Origin of the sequence: Microbispora hainanensis (assembly GCF_006874475.1) — a bacterium.
GTDB classification, from domain to species: Bacteria; Actinomycetota; Actinomycetes; order Streptosporangiales; family Streptosporangiaceae; genus Microbispora; species Microbispora hainanensis.
Window position 1 is genome coordinate 51,880 of sequence record NZ_VIRM01000039.1, and the last position, 14,169, is coordinate 66,048.

The following is a 14,169-nucleotide window of genomic DNA, read 5'->3' on the forward strand; positions in this document are numbered from 1 at the left end:
CTGATCGCTTCTCCTCTCGGAGGAGATCACATGCTGAGGCGGGGAGCCGTCTTCCATGTACGCGACCATCGTGTGCCGAGAAGGGCCACATGGATAAGGCCGTGGTCTTCCTATGTGTGTCCATCCTGGGGGTGACACAGCCACCCAAAGCCGGTCGTCCTGGCGGACCGGTGCGAGCACTCCGCTTTCTCGAACGTGATCGGCGCAGCCTCCGCCGAACGATCGGCGATCAACCCAACACTACCCCAAATTGGGACATATTTCCTAAAAAATCCCCATAAGTGACGTACGGTGAAAAAGTGGACCGTAAGCGCCTCCTGGGAGACTTTCTCCGGGCTCGCCGCGAGGCCGTGAACCTGGAGGACACCGGACTGACGCGAATGGGCCGCCGCCGTACCCCTGGATTGCGCAGGGAAGAGGTGGCCATGCTCGCCGGCGTCAGCAACGACTACTACGTGCGGCTGGAGCAGGGCAGGGAGCGCCGTCCGTCCGAGCAGGTCCTCAACGCGCTCGCCCGGGCGCTGCGCCTCGACGCCGCCGCCACCGAGCACCTGTACGAGCTCGCCTACCCGAGGCCCCGGCCCCGGCCGGTCTGCCGGGAGGAGCAGGTCAGCCGCCGTCTGCTGCACCTGCTCCGGATGTGCGACGCCGCCCCGGCGTTCATCGTCGGCCGCTGGATGGACATGCTCGCGACCAACCGCCTGGCCGACGCACTCTGCGAGGGCCTCGACCACAACGACAACCTCCTGCGCATGTGTTTCCTCAGCCCGCAGGCACGCACCTTCTTCCCGGAATGGGAGGAGGCGGCGGCGACGAAGGTGGCGCAACTGCGAGCCATCGCCGGCACCGACCCCGAGGACCCCTTCCTGCCGCTGCTCGTGGACGAGCTGTCCGACCAGAGCGCGGATTTCGTACGAATGTGGGCTCGCCACGACGTCCTGCCTGGGGACGTGGAGGGTAAGCATTTCCACCACCCCTCGGTGGGCGAGCTGACGTTCTCCTACGAGACCTTCACGGCCAAGAGTGCCCCGGGCCAGCAGCTCGTCGTCTGCCAGGCCGAACCGGGAAGCGCGTCGGAGGACGCGCTCGCCACCCTCGCGCGCCTCCGGCCCGCCGTCACCCCTCCATGAGCCGGGACAGCCGGACGATCGCGCCGGCCGCGAGGTCGACGACCACCGGGCCGTGCGGCGACGGTCGTACGGTGCCGTCGTCCTGCGTGAGCGTGACGGACACGGCGACCTTCCGGTCGAACGTCGCCCGGTCGGCGACCAGCGGCTGCACCAGGGTGACCTCGAGCGTGGGCGCGTCCGCGGGGAGGACGGCCCGCGCCACCTCGACGCCGGACACCGCGAAGGCCAGCCCCACGCCGGAGACGCCCGCGGCCCGCAGGTCCACGTCCCGGCGGATCAGGACGGCCGTGTGGAGGTTCTCCAGGTAGACGTTGCGGACGACCAGCTGGGCGGGGTCCGCGGGGTCGAGCAGCGCCTGCGGCACGACGGCTCCGTCCCGGACGGCGGCGGGCAGCGCGACGTCCCCGTGGGCGGGCACGCGCGCCGGCGGGTCGAGCGGGACGCGCTCCCACCCCCCGACCGCCGGCCGCACCCACAGGGCCGTCACCGTGGCCGCCGTGTCGGCGTCGTTGCGCAGCCCGGCCGCGGTGACCCGTACGGGCCCGCCGGGGTAGGGGCCGGCCAGCTCGTCCACGTCCAGGTGCACGGTGGTCGCGATCGAGGTGGAGGAGTCGCCGGTGTCGAAGACGATCTGCGAGACCGCCTCGCCCCCGCGCAACTGCGTGACCGCCACGACGGCGTCGTCGTAGTCCACGTGCAGCGCCAGACGGATCGCGTCGTCGTCCAGGACGGCGCGCAGGCCGCCCTCCAGCGTGCTCGACCGCACCGACACCCCGGTCGACCCCACCGAGGGGGATGTCGGAAGCAGCAGGCGGACGTCGCGCCCGCCGGCGTCCGCACGCAGCAGCGACTCCAGTTCGGCGACCTCGGCCGCCGACAGATCGGGCACGCACCGGGCCTGCAGCCGGCACGGCAGGCCCGCGTCCACGGTGGCGTCGAACACCTGCAGCCACTCCAGCTGAGGGCGGCCGGCCACGTCGCGGGCCACCCGATAGTGGGAGGGCACGACGAGGTAGGTGGCCGGCTGCTGAAGCGACTCCCACACCGAGTATCGGTGGTCACGGTCCAGGCGCGGAGCCGGCGCGAACCGCCGGGCCGGGGCGCGGCCGAGCTGGAAGGCGTCCTGGCAGCCGACGATCACGGGCTCACCGCTCCCGACGTCCTGCCGGTAGAGGCCGGGGTCGTCCCGGCACGGCACCAGCAGCGGCAGACGGTGCGAGCGGGTCACCGTCACGCCCATGTCGATGGTGAACGACGGAGGGTCCGTGGCGAGCCCGCTCGTTCCCCTCGGGCCGGTGAGGATCCCGCCGAGCCGCCCGCCGAGCCGTCCCTTGAGCTGTCCGTCGAGGTCATCGCGGAGCACCAGGCGCCGGGCAGTGGGCGGCAGGGGGAGCGGCATCCGGGCGAAGGCCAGCCGGGCCGGCAGATCCTCCGCCGTCGCCTCCATCGGGGCCTCCGCCGGGGCCTCCCGCGAGACCTGCAGCGGGACCTCCGCCAGGGGCTCCACCGGGTCCTGCGCCAAGGCTTCGAGCAGTCCGTCCGCCGGGGCCTCGGCCGGCGACACCGTGAGGAAGGCCCGCCCCGCCACCGCCGATTCCGTGAACGCCGACTCTGTGAACGCCGACTCCGTGAGCAGCGGCGACACCTCGGCCAGCCGGATGGCGCCCCGACCGGCGATCATGAGCTCGCCGGGGACGCGGACCTCGGTGGTCATCACATCCGACCAGTTCGGATGCTCTTCGGGGATCGGGTGCTCCTCGCGGGGCGGCTCCTCGATCGGCCATCCCTGGACCGGCACGATCTCCAGACGCTCCGGCTCGCCGTGGACCATCGCGGAGAGGGCCCACGCGGCGAGCGTCTCCTGCACGCCGACGAAGCTCGTGCTGACGATCAGCCCGGCCCCGTCGCCCGGCTGGAAGCCCGGCGTGCTCAGCGCGCCGTACGCGGCCCTGGCCACGGCTCCGCTGATCTCGGCCCGGCAGTGGACGACGTCGTCGCGCCGGTCCACGTCGACCGGGAGCTCGGTGGAGGTCGGCCGGCCGGTGTCGGCGTCCACGAACGGGATGCGCAGCCGTACGCTCACGTCCGTCCACGGGACGGCCTGGGCACCGGCGGGCGGCGGGGGGAAGCGCAGCGCGGCGGTGACCGTCGCGCTGAGGACGGGCGATCCCTCGCCGTCGTGACCGGTGACGCGGAACAGGAACCGGAACGTGCCGGCGGAGGCGGGCACGAGCTCCGGCGCGGGCGCCCACCAGGGCGAGCCCAGCTGCGAGTCGGGCAGCAGGGGCTCGCCCCCGTCGGCCGCCCTGATGCGGGGGCCCGGCTCGTCGGACGGGAGTCCTGGGGTGTTCATCGCGGTCAGACCTGGCTCACGACGGTGACGCCGGGAGCGGTCTTCTTGGGCACCCGCACGGGCAGGTCGCCGCTGCCCTCGCCGTCTGTCCAGGGCCCGATCCACTCGTCTCCGTCCTCGAACAGCGTGCCCTTGATGATCACCCGCACCCGGTAGCGGTATCCCGGCGGCCGTCCCGGCTGCCCGGTGTAGAGGGCGAACCGGCGTTCCTTGTGGTGCTCCCCGGTGTCGGCCATGGTGAAGGTGAACGTCACGATCGGGCGTTCGCCGCCGTCGGGGCTCTCGCCCTTGGCCTGCACCTGCACCTCGACGATCTGGTTGCCCGCCGTCAGGTCGACGTTGATCGTGATCGGGGCGAGCACGAGCACGCCGGCGTTGTCGGCGCGCACGGCCACGTTCAGGCTGTCGGTGAGGGTGCCGAACGGGCCCGGGTCGAGGTTCACCTCGTTGGCCTCGACCATGATCCGGGTGAACCGGTCGTCGAGGGCGGACGGCGCCTCGTCGAACTGGATGGTGCGCCGGACGAACACCTTGTCCGGACGCCATCCCTCCGGCGCGCCGGTGACCTCCTCCGCCTTCTTCTGGCTCTGGCGGGCGAAGAAGACCTCGCTGGTCGAGCCGCCGGCATAGACGAGGGTCGGCGAGGAGGCGGGGGCGAGCGGCGTGGTCTCCCCGACGGGGGCGCCCTCGCCGCGCACGCCGGTCGTCGCGTCGACCTCCTGCGGCCGCGGCGGCGGCAGGAAGTCGTGGGCGGACCATGCGATCTTGCCGTCCACATCGGGATAGCCGATCTGGACGCTGGCGAACTTCACCGGGTCGCCGCTCACGCCGTGGTCCGGGTCTGGCCACTTGATCACGGGCCGGCAGACCGTGGTGATCTTGCGGTCCCAGTTGTCCAGGTAGAGCGTGCGGATGTAGCGGCTCTTGAGCTCGGGGTGGGCGGCCAGCAGGTCGGCCACGCCGTCCACGGTGCCGCCCATCGTGCTCGGCTGCGCGTACATCTCGTCGACCTCGAACGTGAAGGAGTTGGCGATCTCCACCCGGTCGTGGCGGAAGTTGAGGCTGAGCCCCGCGCCGAACCCCCAGCCGAAGATGTTGAGCAGCCCGCCGGGCTTCGGCGGGGCCGGGTCCTGGACCTCCGGCATCGGCTGGAAGATCACCTGCTTCGCCTGGTCCAGCCACATCGCCACGAGCATGTCGATGTATTTGGTGACCATCGCCTCCTTGTTGTCCGCGCCGGGGATGGTCCGGTCCATCTCCAGCTCGACCTTGATGTCGCCGTTCATCCGCAGGGTGTTCCAGGTGGCCTTGAGGTCGGCCGAGCTCCACCACCAGCTGGCGCCGGCCTGGGCCGTGAAGTGGCTGAACACCCGCTCCCAGTTGGCGGTCATGCGCAGCCGCGTGATCGGTGCCCACAGCGGCAGGGTGAGGTCGGCCGTCACCGCGATGGGCGCCTCGGTGCCCAGGAGACCCTGCTCCACCTGCGCCGCCGCGAACGTGCCGAGGTTGACGATGAACGGGTGCTCGGCGGTGGGGATCAGGCTGCCGGGCCCGGCGCCCTGGGCGGTGAGGAAGAACGGGTCGCCCGCGTTTCCGCCCTGAGTGCCGTCCTGGTCGGTGATCATGAGGCGCAGCGTGGAGCTCCTGATCGGGATCGGCCGGATGTCGGCGATCGTGGACCGGTCGGCCACGCCCGGCTTGACCTGCCAGAACCGGTCCCGGCTGCCCTGCTGCATCCGTTCCAGGATCTGCTTGTGCGCGTCCCGCAGGACGCCCTCGGGCGGCGCGCCGGTCATCGCGAAGCTGAGCACCCCGCCGGAGGTCTCCCGGGTCTGCCCGGGGGCCACGCCGAGGTTGGTCTGGCCGTCCTGCACGCCGAGGAAATGCAGGAAGCCGAGCCTGAGGTCGCCGTTCGGCTTGCGTGCCAGGCGCATCCGCTCCGGCAGCCAGTAGAAGACGGGGTTGGACCCCTGGGCCTGGAGTTCGTCGTTGTGCTTGTCGGGGAGGAAGACGAGGGAGTGTTCGACGCCGGCGTCGTTGAGGGTGACGGTCTCGAAGCCGCCGGCCATGATCGGTCCTGCTGGGTTCACCATCGCTGTCTCCTGAAGTGTGCTGGCTCGTGAACTGTGCTGGCTCGTGAACTGTGCTGTCTCCTGAACTGTGCTGGCTCCCGAACTGGGCGGGGACGCCGCTCACAGGGCGGCGGGGTAGTAGATGCGCGACCGGTCGAGGCCGCGGGCGGCCACGGCGGCCGCGTTGCGGAACAGCCGGAGGTTCGCCTGGTTTCGCGGGGCGATGCCGGGGTTGCCGTCCTCCCGCAGGTGCGACTGGGCCGCCGCGTCCTCCCACCGGCCCGCGTTCGCCGCCGCGGTGAAGCCCGGCCAGCGGGTGGGGAAGAACGAGCCGGTCCAGGCGATGCTGTGCGCCCCGAGCCGGGCGTCGGCGGGCCAGTCCGCCCACCCGGGGAAGAAGGCCGACAGCCGGGCCTCGTTGACGTCGAACCGCTTGCGGACGAGCTCGTCGATCGCGGCGTCGGGCAGCTCCAGGGTGTGGATGGCCTTGGCGGCCAGGTGCCCCTTCTTCGCGAGGCCGGGCTCGTTCTTGATCCGGTGCCACTCGGCCTCGATCTCCGCGCGGGTGGCGGGCCGCCCGGTGGCCGCGTGCACGAACGGCAGGGCGGCCGCCTCCTCCGGGGAGTCGACGAGGTTGCCGACGCCCGTGGTGACCAGGCCCTTGACGTCCTGGTAGAGGTAGGGGAGCCGGCCCTCCAACGGGGCGCTGAACTCGGGGAAGAAGTCCCTGACCGAGCGCGTGGATCCGGCCGGTCCGGCAGTCTCGGGAACGTCCTCGGCCACCGGCCCGATCGGCAGCCCCCGCCAGTCCTCTTCGACCGGCCGGGGGAAGCCCTCGGCCACCGAGCCGTCCTCGGGGTCGAGCCTCGCGTACTCGCTCCCCGAGAAGACGTACGGGTTGCCGCTGGGCCACCACAGCGCCGTCTCGATCCGTGGGAACGCTCCAGGCCAGTCGTCGGCGATCGACCTGGCCTCCGGGTCGATCTTGCCGCTCGCGCCGTCGAAGACCTGGTATTCCTCCCCGGAGAAGAAGTAGGCGTTGCCGCTGCCCCACAGGATCACGGCGTCGACGCCGAGCTCGAACAGCCCCGGCCACATCTCGGCGATCGGCCGCGGCCCGTCCAGCACGACCCCGTTCTCGAGGTCGTACGACAGGCACTGGTCGCCGCGGAAGAAGAAGACCGAGCCGTCGCTCCACGGCAGGGCGGCGTCGATGTCCGCCTCGAACAGGCCGGGCCAATGGTCGGCGATCGACAGTGGGTAGCCCTCGTCGGCGCCGTCGGTCTCGACGTCGTAGCGGATGTAGCGCTCGCCGGTGAAGAAGTACGCCTTCGCCCCGGACGGGGCGACGAACCCGCAGAGCGTGTCCACGGCCGTCACCCCCCGGCCGGAGGCGCGGGGTCGCCCGCCACCGTGGCGACGTGACGGAACCCGCGCGACTCGACCAGCCTGCCGCCTGCCGCCTTGATCCGCTCGACCGTCCGGGGCCGCAGCCGCAGCTCGGCGAAGTCGCCCGTCGCGGCGACCAGGTATTCGACCCGGCCGGGGACGGCCTCGTCGTCGCGCGTCCAGATCGCCCCGGACACCGCGCTGACCCGGGACGGCTCGGTGACCTCCTCTTCGAGCGCGGCCACCAGCTCCTTCTCGAACGCGTCCTGGATCATCCGCAGGGGGAGATGGACGGCGGCCATCACCAGGGAGTGGTCGTCCCGGGTCCGCAGCACGCCCAGCGCCGTCTCGTCGTCCGGCACCGCGCCCGCGACGGGCCGCAGGCGCGGCTCCTTGGTGTCGGCACCGAGCCGGGCGATCCGGGGACGCATGCCGAAGAACCCGCTGTCGCTCACCAGGATCGAGTGCACGATGCACCGGTACGCCGGCGGGAACCCGTAGCCGGCCTCGCGATAGAGGCTGCGCACGAACAGCGTGCCGGGCGGGTGCGGCGGGACGCCCGCGCCCGGCATGAGGTCGCCGGTCATGGCCTCCTCGAAGGCGGAGTCCACCGCCGAGGGGTGCAGCCGGATGTCGCAGAAGGTGAGGTTGCGCATGCTCAGGCATCCCTTCCGGTGACGCCGATCTGCATGTGGATGTGGTTCTTGTGGGCCTCCCGGCCGTGCGCCGTCCCGGGCGCGGTGGCCGGGTGGTCGGGATGCATGACGAAGCTGCGCTCGCCGATGGACGTGGGCGTGTCAAGCCCGTCGGGGCCGTCGGTGCGGTCCTGCCACTCCGAGGCGATGAACTCGTACACGGCGCGCCAGAAGTCGCGCGTGAACGGGTCGGCGTCCTCGTCGTCCAGGCGGTAGGACGTGCCGGACCCGGTGCCGGGCGGCCAGCTCCCTCCGGGGGTGGCGGCGGTGGATACGCTCCCCCAGTCGTCGTTGACGGTGAGCGTCCACTCCTCACCGTCCTCGGCCACCGCCTTGACGCCGACGAAGTCGACCGCCCGGCCCTGGCCGTGGCAGTCGGTGCGCGGGCGGCCCTGGCTGTCGACGCCGCCGCCTGAGATGCCGAGGTGGTAGAGCTCGACGACGTTGTAGGTGTCCTTCAGCCACTGGCACAGCCGCACCAGGGCGAGCGCGTTGCGGGGGTCCAGCCGGTCGGGCGCCGCCGGGTGGCTGGGCTGCCCGAACGTCACCGTGCCCGCCGCCAGATAGCGGACGACGACTCCGGCGACGTTGCCGTCCTGGCGCTGCTCGCCGTCCCAGCCGTCCAGGCTCACCCCGTCGGGGCCGCCCGCCCCCTCCAGCCTGATCACGTCGCTCGACTGCAGGTCGAGCAGCTCGGCGAAGGCGTCTTCCTTGCTCATCGCGCGTGCGGGATCGCTCACGATCCTGGTCCTTCCGGTGCGGTACGTCACCGCTGACGCGGTGGTCTGTCGCACGACGGATGGAGGTCAGGGGACCGGTGATACACCGAATCTCCGCGAATTTTCCCGCGTTCTGCGGCGGCTCACAGTGGGGCAGCTCCCGGTGGGGCGGCTCACGGTGGGGCCGCGAGCGGTACGGCCCCGGCTACGGCCGGGCGGGCAAGCCGGCGTGGCCGGCTATGGCCGGGCGTCGATCCAGCCGGTGATGACGGCCGCTCCGGCGGACGTGCGGACGTGCAGCCGGAAGCGCCGGGCCGGGACCGGTTCGATCACGAACCACCCGACCTCGTCCACCGGGACCTCCCGGACGGGGCCGTCGTCGTCCCGCACGAGGACCGCGCCGGGCTGCGCGGGCACGAGCTGCCCGCGCACCGCGTCGGGATGGATCTCGGCCTCGATGGACAGCTCGCCGGCGGCGAAGGTCAGCACGCGCGGCCCCGAGCCGTCCGGCCGCGGCTCGTCGCGCAGGCCCGCCGGTTCCCGCGCCGGGAGCAGGGAGTCGAACCACAGCTCGGCAAGCTCGGCGTCGGCGGTGCGCCACGCGAAGGCCGCCTTCCCGGCGCGTACGAAGGACTCGGGCACCCGGGCCTCGCGCACCGCGTGCCCCAGCTCCTCGATCAGCCGGTCGTCGTCGTCCCACCAGCTCGGTGTGTCCGTCACGCCGTCGTCCCCGTCCACGTCGATGAATCTAGGCCAGTTCGAGGGCGGCCAGCGCGCGGCTCCTGCGCAGCCTGTCGAGGCAGCGCCCGCGGTTGGGGCCGACCGCCCCCACCGGGACGCCGAGCGCGGCGCTGATCTCGGCGTACGAGGCGGGCGGCTCGGCGAACAGCATGCTCAGCAGCTCCCGGCACCGGACCGGCAGCTCGGCGAAGGCCGTGCGCAGGGCGTGCCGCCGCTCGGCCACCAGTATCTCGCCGTCCACGCCGTCGTCCTCCTTCCCGCGGGCGCCCGGCTCGGGGGCGTCCACCGGAACCTGCCGCTTTCGGGCGCGCAGCAGTTGCAGGCACTGTCGCTGGGTGGTGCGGACGAGCCAGCCGGGCAGGGCGGCCGGCTCGTGCAGCGTGTCGAGGCGTTCCACCAGCCGCAGCCAGACGCCGCCGGCGACGTCGTCCGCGTCGCTGCCGGTCACGCCGTAACGAGCGCACACCCCCCAGAGCAGCGGCGCATACCGTTCGACGATGGCGTCCCACGCCGCGGCGTCGCCCTCGCGCGCCCGGAGCACGAGGTCGACGACGACGGGATCGTCACGCATGCCCGGTCAGCCCTCCAGCGGATAGGGCCGGACCTCGCCGGCCTCGGCCAGGAGCTTGTCGAGTGCCTGCCGGGGCGTCACCGAGCCCGGGATCGTGCGGGCGGCGATCGCGCCGCTGACGAGGGCGGCCGAGAAGGAGGTGCCGCTCCACCGGGCATGCCCCTGGAAGGTCTGGCGGAGGCCGTCGACGTCGACCTCCCCCGTGAGGTACGCGCCCACGACCCCCACCCCGGGCGCCAGGCACGCCACCCACGGGAGGTCCGGGCTCCAGCCGGGCATGACCGGGCGCCCGTCCACCGTGCCGTACGCGCCGACCGCGACGACGGGCGGGACGGCGGCCGGCCAGCAGGCCGAGCGCCGGCTGCGTCCGGAGCTGAGGTGGGGGAGCGCGCCGTGGTTGCCCGCGGCGGCCACGACCAGCACCCGTGGGGCGAGCCGCTCGATCGCGCGGGCGATGACCAGCGGCGGCCCCCCGGAGAGCGTGAAGCAGCCGAGGGAGAGGTTGAGGATGTCCGGCTGGAAGGCGGCCGTCAGCCGCAGTATGGCCCGGGCCGTGTCCCAGGAGTCGGCCCGTCCCGTGCGGGCGTCGAGGACCCCCTCGACGGACAGCTCCGCGGCCGGCGCCTCCCGCTGGATGAGGCTGCTTACGAACGCCGAGTGCCCCGAGCGGTAGGGAAGCGGGTGCTCCGCCGTACCGGGCTGGGTGGAGGCGAGCGGGGTGTCGACGACGCCGACCCGCACGCCGCGCCCGGCGTCCTCGTGCCCGGCGAGCGGCTGCGGCACGTCGTCAGGGCCGGCGGGCTCCGGCTGCCCGCCGTCCATCGGCTTGTGCCCCAGCACGCCGAGCGCGCCGAGGGACATGGGTTTGTGCCCGAGGGTGGAGAACCCGCCGCCCACCACGTGCATGGGCTTGTGGCCGCTCTCCTGGACCGCGCCGTCCGGCAGGGACATGGGTTTGTGGCCGTCTCCGATGACCGCGTCCACGACCCGGTTCTTGCCGATCGTCGGCACCCAGCCGCCGCGGTCGGCGGCCGCCTTCTCCCGCAGCAGGGCGAGGAGCTCGCCGACCTCGACGGGATCGTCGTCGGCGTCCTTGAGGTCGCGCAGGCGGGCCAGCCCGAGGAGCTCGTCCCGGTCGTCGGGCGCGAGGGCGGCGCGCACGATGCCGAAGTCGTCCAGCATGCGCTCGACGGCCTCCAGGTGCAGGAGGTCGACGATGAGTTGGTCCGGTTGGTGCGATGTGGTGCCCGCGTCGACTGGCATCTGGATAGTGTCCTTCCCGGGGTCATGACTTTTCCGGAACGCGAACTGCCTCAGACGGAACCACGAGGGCCTGGCCGTGATACATCCAACGCAGGAAACGCCGCCGGGCGCAAGGGCTCACGGGAACGCTCCAGGTCGCGCCTCCGCGGGTCCCGGCGACGGTGACAGCGACGGCTTACCGGACGGATCGGCAGACGGATCAGCGGCCGGAGCCGGGGCGCGGGCCGGAGCGCGGGCCGGGGCAGAGACAGGGGCGCAGGCCGTGGGCGTGCGGGTGGACGCGTCGCCGGAGTCGCCGGAGCCGGCCGGCGCGCCGCCGGCCGAGGCGGTGCTGACGGAGGCGGTGCTGACGGAGGCGGTGCTGACGGAAGCCGAGGCGGCGCTGGCCGAGGTCGACCGCGACCCCGTCTCGGGCCTTCCGGCGGCCGAGAGGGCCGCCCGGCGAGCGGCCCGCGCGGGTCACGCGGTGGCGGCGTCCACGGCCGAACGCGCCTGGGGGCACGCGCTCCTCCACGTGGGCGAGCTCGACAACGCCATCGGACATCTGAGCCGCGCCGCCGCCTGGGGCGCACGGGCCGGCCGCGCCGACCTGACCGCCGAGGCGCGATACAAGCTCGCCTTCGCGATCCTGCAACGGGGCAGGCCGCAGGCCGCGCTGCGAGAGATCGACGCCGCCCTGCCGGATCTGACCGGCATGGCGGCCGCCCGTGCCCGCGCGCAGCGCGCGATCGTGCTGCACGTGATGGGCCGCCTCGACGAGTCGCTGGCCGAGTTCGAGGTGGCGCTGCAGGTGCTGCGCCGCCACGCCGACCTGCTCGGCGTGCAGCGGATGCTGATCAACCGGGCCCTCGTCCACTCCGACCGGCACGCCTTCGCCGCGGCCGAACGCGACCTGCTGGAGGCGGAGACGCTGGCACGCGCGCTCGGCCGCCCGCTGACGATCGGCCTGATCGCCAACAACCTCGGGCTCATGGAGACGCTGCGGGGCGACGTGCCGGCCGCGCTGCGCCACCTCGACCGGGCCGAGCGCATCATCGGCGCGTACGGCGCCCAGCTGGGCACGCTGCACCAGGACCGGGCCGAGCTGCTGCTGTCGGTGGGGCTGACGGCCGAGGCGAAGGCGGCCGCCGCCCGCGCGGTGGACGCCTACCGCCGTGAGCGCCGTTCGCTCAAGGTGCCCGAGGTGCAGGTGCTGCTCGCGCAGGCCGAGATCCTGTCCGGCGATCCGGCCGCCGCGCTGGGCCACGCCCGAGCTGCGCTGCGCCGCTTCCGCGCCCAAGGGCGGCGGGAATGGACGGAACTGGCCCGGTTGTCCGTGCTGTCCGCCCAGCGCGCCGCCGGTCTCCGGCCGCGCCTCCCGACGGCCGTCATCGACGTCATGGTCGCGACCCTGGACGCGGCGGGATGGCCCGCGGCGGCGCTGGACGCCGCGATCGTGGCCGCACAGGTGACCGCCGGGCGCCGCGTCCGGGAGGACGTACGGCGGGATGCCCGCCCGGACGAGGTATGGCCCGGCCGCTCCGGAGACGCCGGTGACGCGCGGGCGGGAGCGGAGCCGGCCGCCGGACGGCGCTCCCGGACGGCGGACGTGGCCGCCGACTATCTGAGCCGGGCCGCGGCGGCGACCCGATCCCGGGGACCTGCGCTCGTCCGGGCGCGCGGCTGGTACGCCCGGGCGCTGCAACGGCGGGCCGAGGGGGACGCGCGCGGCGTGCTCGCCGCCGTACGGACGGGCCTTCGGGTCCTGGACGAGCACGCCTCGGCGATGGGGGCCACCGACCTGCGGGTGCACGCGGCGGCGCACCGGGCCGACCTGGTGGCGCTGGGACTGGAGGTGGCCTTCGAGGCCGGCCGCCCCGACGGCCTCCTGGAGTGGTCGGAGCGCGCCCGGGCCAGCCGCCTGCCGGCCGCGCCGGTCCGTCCGCCCGACGACCCGGTGCTGACCGCGCTGCTGGCCCGGCTGCGCTCGGTCACGAGGGATCTGGCCGGTCAGGCGGCGGCGCCCGCTCCGCTGCTGGCCCGGCAGGCCGACCTGGAACGGCGCGTCCGCGACCACAGCCGCCGGCTCGCCGGCACTCCCGGCAACGCGCCCGCGGTGCCGGTCACCCCCCGGGACCTCGCCGCCTCGCTCGGTGCGTGGGCGCTCGTCGAGTACGTCCGCCGGGGCGCCGACCTGCACGTGCTCACCGTCGTGGACGGCCGCGTGGGCGTCCGCCGGCTCGGGACGACGGCCGAGGCGGCCGACCTGATCGAGCGGCTGACGTTCGCGGTGCGGCGCAATGCGCGCCCGGACGCCCGGCCCGAGGCGCTGGCCGCGTCCGCCGCGCTGCTGGACGCCGCGGCCGCCCGGCTCGACGCCCTGCTGCTCGGGCCGCCGGCCGAGATCGGCGACCGCCCGCTCGTGGTGGTGCCCACCGGACCGCTGCACAGCCTGCCGTGGTCCCTCCTGCCGTCCTGCGCGGGACGGCCCGTGACCGTCGCGCCGTCCGCGACGCTGTGGCACCTCGCCCGGACCCGCCTCGCGCCGGCGAGCGGAGCGGACGGCAACGGCAACGGTGACGGCGGCGCGGGTGTCGCGGCAGGGGGAGGGGTGGTCGCGGTGGCGGGCCCGCGGCTGCCGGCCGCGGGGCCCGAGGCGGCGGCGGTCGGCGCGATCCACGACGGCACCGTGCTCGCCGGAGCCGCGGCGTCGGTCGAGGCGGTGTCGGCCGCCCTGTCGCGGGCCGGGCTCGCGCATCTCGCCGCGCACGGTCACCTGTCGGCGGACAACCCGCTGTTCTCCGGCATCGCCCTCGCCGACGGGCCGCTGATGGCCTACGACGTGGAACGGCTGCCGCGGGTGCCGCACACGCTGGTGCTCGCCGCCTGCGACAGCGGCCGTTCTGTGGTGCGCACCGGCGACGAGCTGATGGGCCTCGCCGTGGCGTTCCTCGCCCGCGGCACGTCGCAGCTCGTCGCCTCGGTGCTGCCGATCCCCGACGCGGCGACGACGCCCGTCATGGTGGCCTTCCACGAACGGCTGGCCGCCGGGCGCCCGCCCGCCGCCGCTCTCGCCGAGGCCCAGCAGGCCGTACGGGGCGACGACCCGCGGACCGCCGCGGCGGCGGCCGGCTTCGTGTGCATCGGCGCCGGCGCCGTTCCCGTCCGCAGTCGTGGTCAGCGCCCTGATCGGGTCGCCGGCGGCGAGCGGGGGCCCGGCACCGTGACGATGTCCACCGGATGAGGTTAGGCTCACC

Annotated in this window: 10 protein-coding genes; 2 read left to right on the forward strand and 8 right to left on the reverse strand. The window is 73.9% G+C overall.

The features are described from left to right. The first annotated feature begins 299 nt into the window (after positions 1-299). On the forward strand, positions 300-1,130 hold the full coding sequence (locus FLX08_RS27095) for a helix-turn-helix transcriptional regulator (protein WP_142622709.1): 831 nt from the start codon (positions 300-302) through the stop codon (positions 1,128-1,130). Here the strand turns inward: FLX08_RS27095 and FLX08_RS27100 are convergent. From FLX08_RS27100 to FLX08_RS27130, 8 genes are all read right to left on the reverse strand, one after another. Continuing rightward, a complete protein-coding gene (locus FLX08_RS27100; RefSeq protein WP_142622711.1) occupies positions 1,117-3,483 on the reverse strand; it encodes a hypothetical protein in 2,367 nt (788 codons plus the stop codon). The two genes, FLX08_RS27095 and FLX08_RS27100, sit on opposite strands and share 14 nt — an antisense overlap. A gap of 5 nt (positions 3,484-3,488) precedes the next feature. After that, entirely contained in the window at positions 3,489-5,576 is a 2,088-nt protein-coding gene (locus tag FLX08_RS27105) for a hypothetical protein (protein ID WP_142622713.1), read from the reverse strand. Between the two features lie 99 nt (positions 5,577-5,675). After that, on the reverse strand, positions 5,676-6,926 hold the full coding sequence (locus FLX08_RS27110) for a hemopexin repeat-containing protein (RefSeq protein WP_167530587.1): 1,251 nt from the start codon (positions 6,924-6,926) through the stop codon (positions 5,676-5,678). 5 nt (positions 6,927-6,931) lie between these two features. Beyond that, positions 6,932-7,600: a hypothetical protein gene (locus FLX08_RS40855; protein ID WP_167530588.1), complete on the reverse strand. Its 669-nt coding sequence runs from the start codon at positions 7,598-7,600 to the stop codon at positions 6,932-6,934. A gap of 2 nt (positions 7,601-7,602) precedes the next feature. After that, entirely contained in the window at positions 7,603-8,379 is a 777-nt protein-coding gene (locus FLX08_RS27115) for a hypothetical protein (RefSeq protein WP_142622717.1), read from the reverse strand. 216 nt (positions 8,380-8,595) lie between these two features. Further along, entirely contained in the window at positions 8,596-9,096 is a 501-nt protein-coding gene (locus FLX08_RS27120; RefSeq protein WP_142622719.1) for a hypothetical protein, read from the reverse strand. A gap of 10 nt (positions 9,097-9,106) precedes the next feature. Next, on the reverse strand, positions 9,107-9,670 hold the full coding sequence (locus FLX08_RS27125; RefSeq protein WP_142622721.1) for an RNA polymerase sigma factor: 564 nt from the start codon (positions 9,668-9,670) through the stop codon (positions 9,107-9,109). 6 nt (positions 9,671-9,676) lie between these two features. Then, positions 9,677-10,933 (reverse strand): S8 family serine peptidase, encoded by a 1,257-nt coding sequence (locus FLX08_RS27130; protein ID WP_142622723.1) that lies wholly within the window; start codon positions 10,931-10,933, stop codon positions 9,677-9,679. Between the two features lie 262 nt (positions 10,934-11,195). Here FLX08_RS27130 and FLX08_RS43025 point away from each other — a divergent pair, with 262 nt between their 5' ends. Then, positions 11,196-14,156 (forward strand): CHAT domain-containing protein, encoded by a 2,961-nt coding sequence (locus FLX08_RS43025; RefSeq protein WP_142622725.1) that lies wholly within the window; start codon positions 11,196-11,198, stop codon positions 14,154-14,156. Positions 14,157-14,169 lie beyond the last annotated feature (13 nt).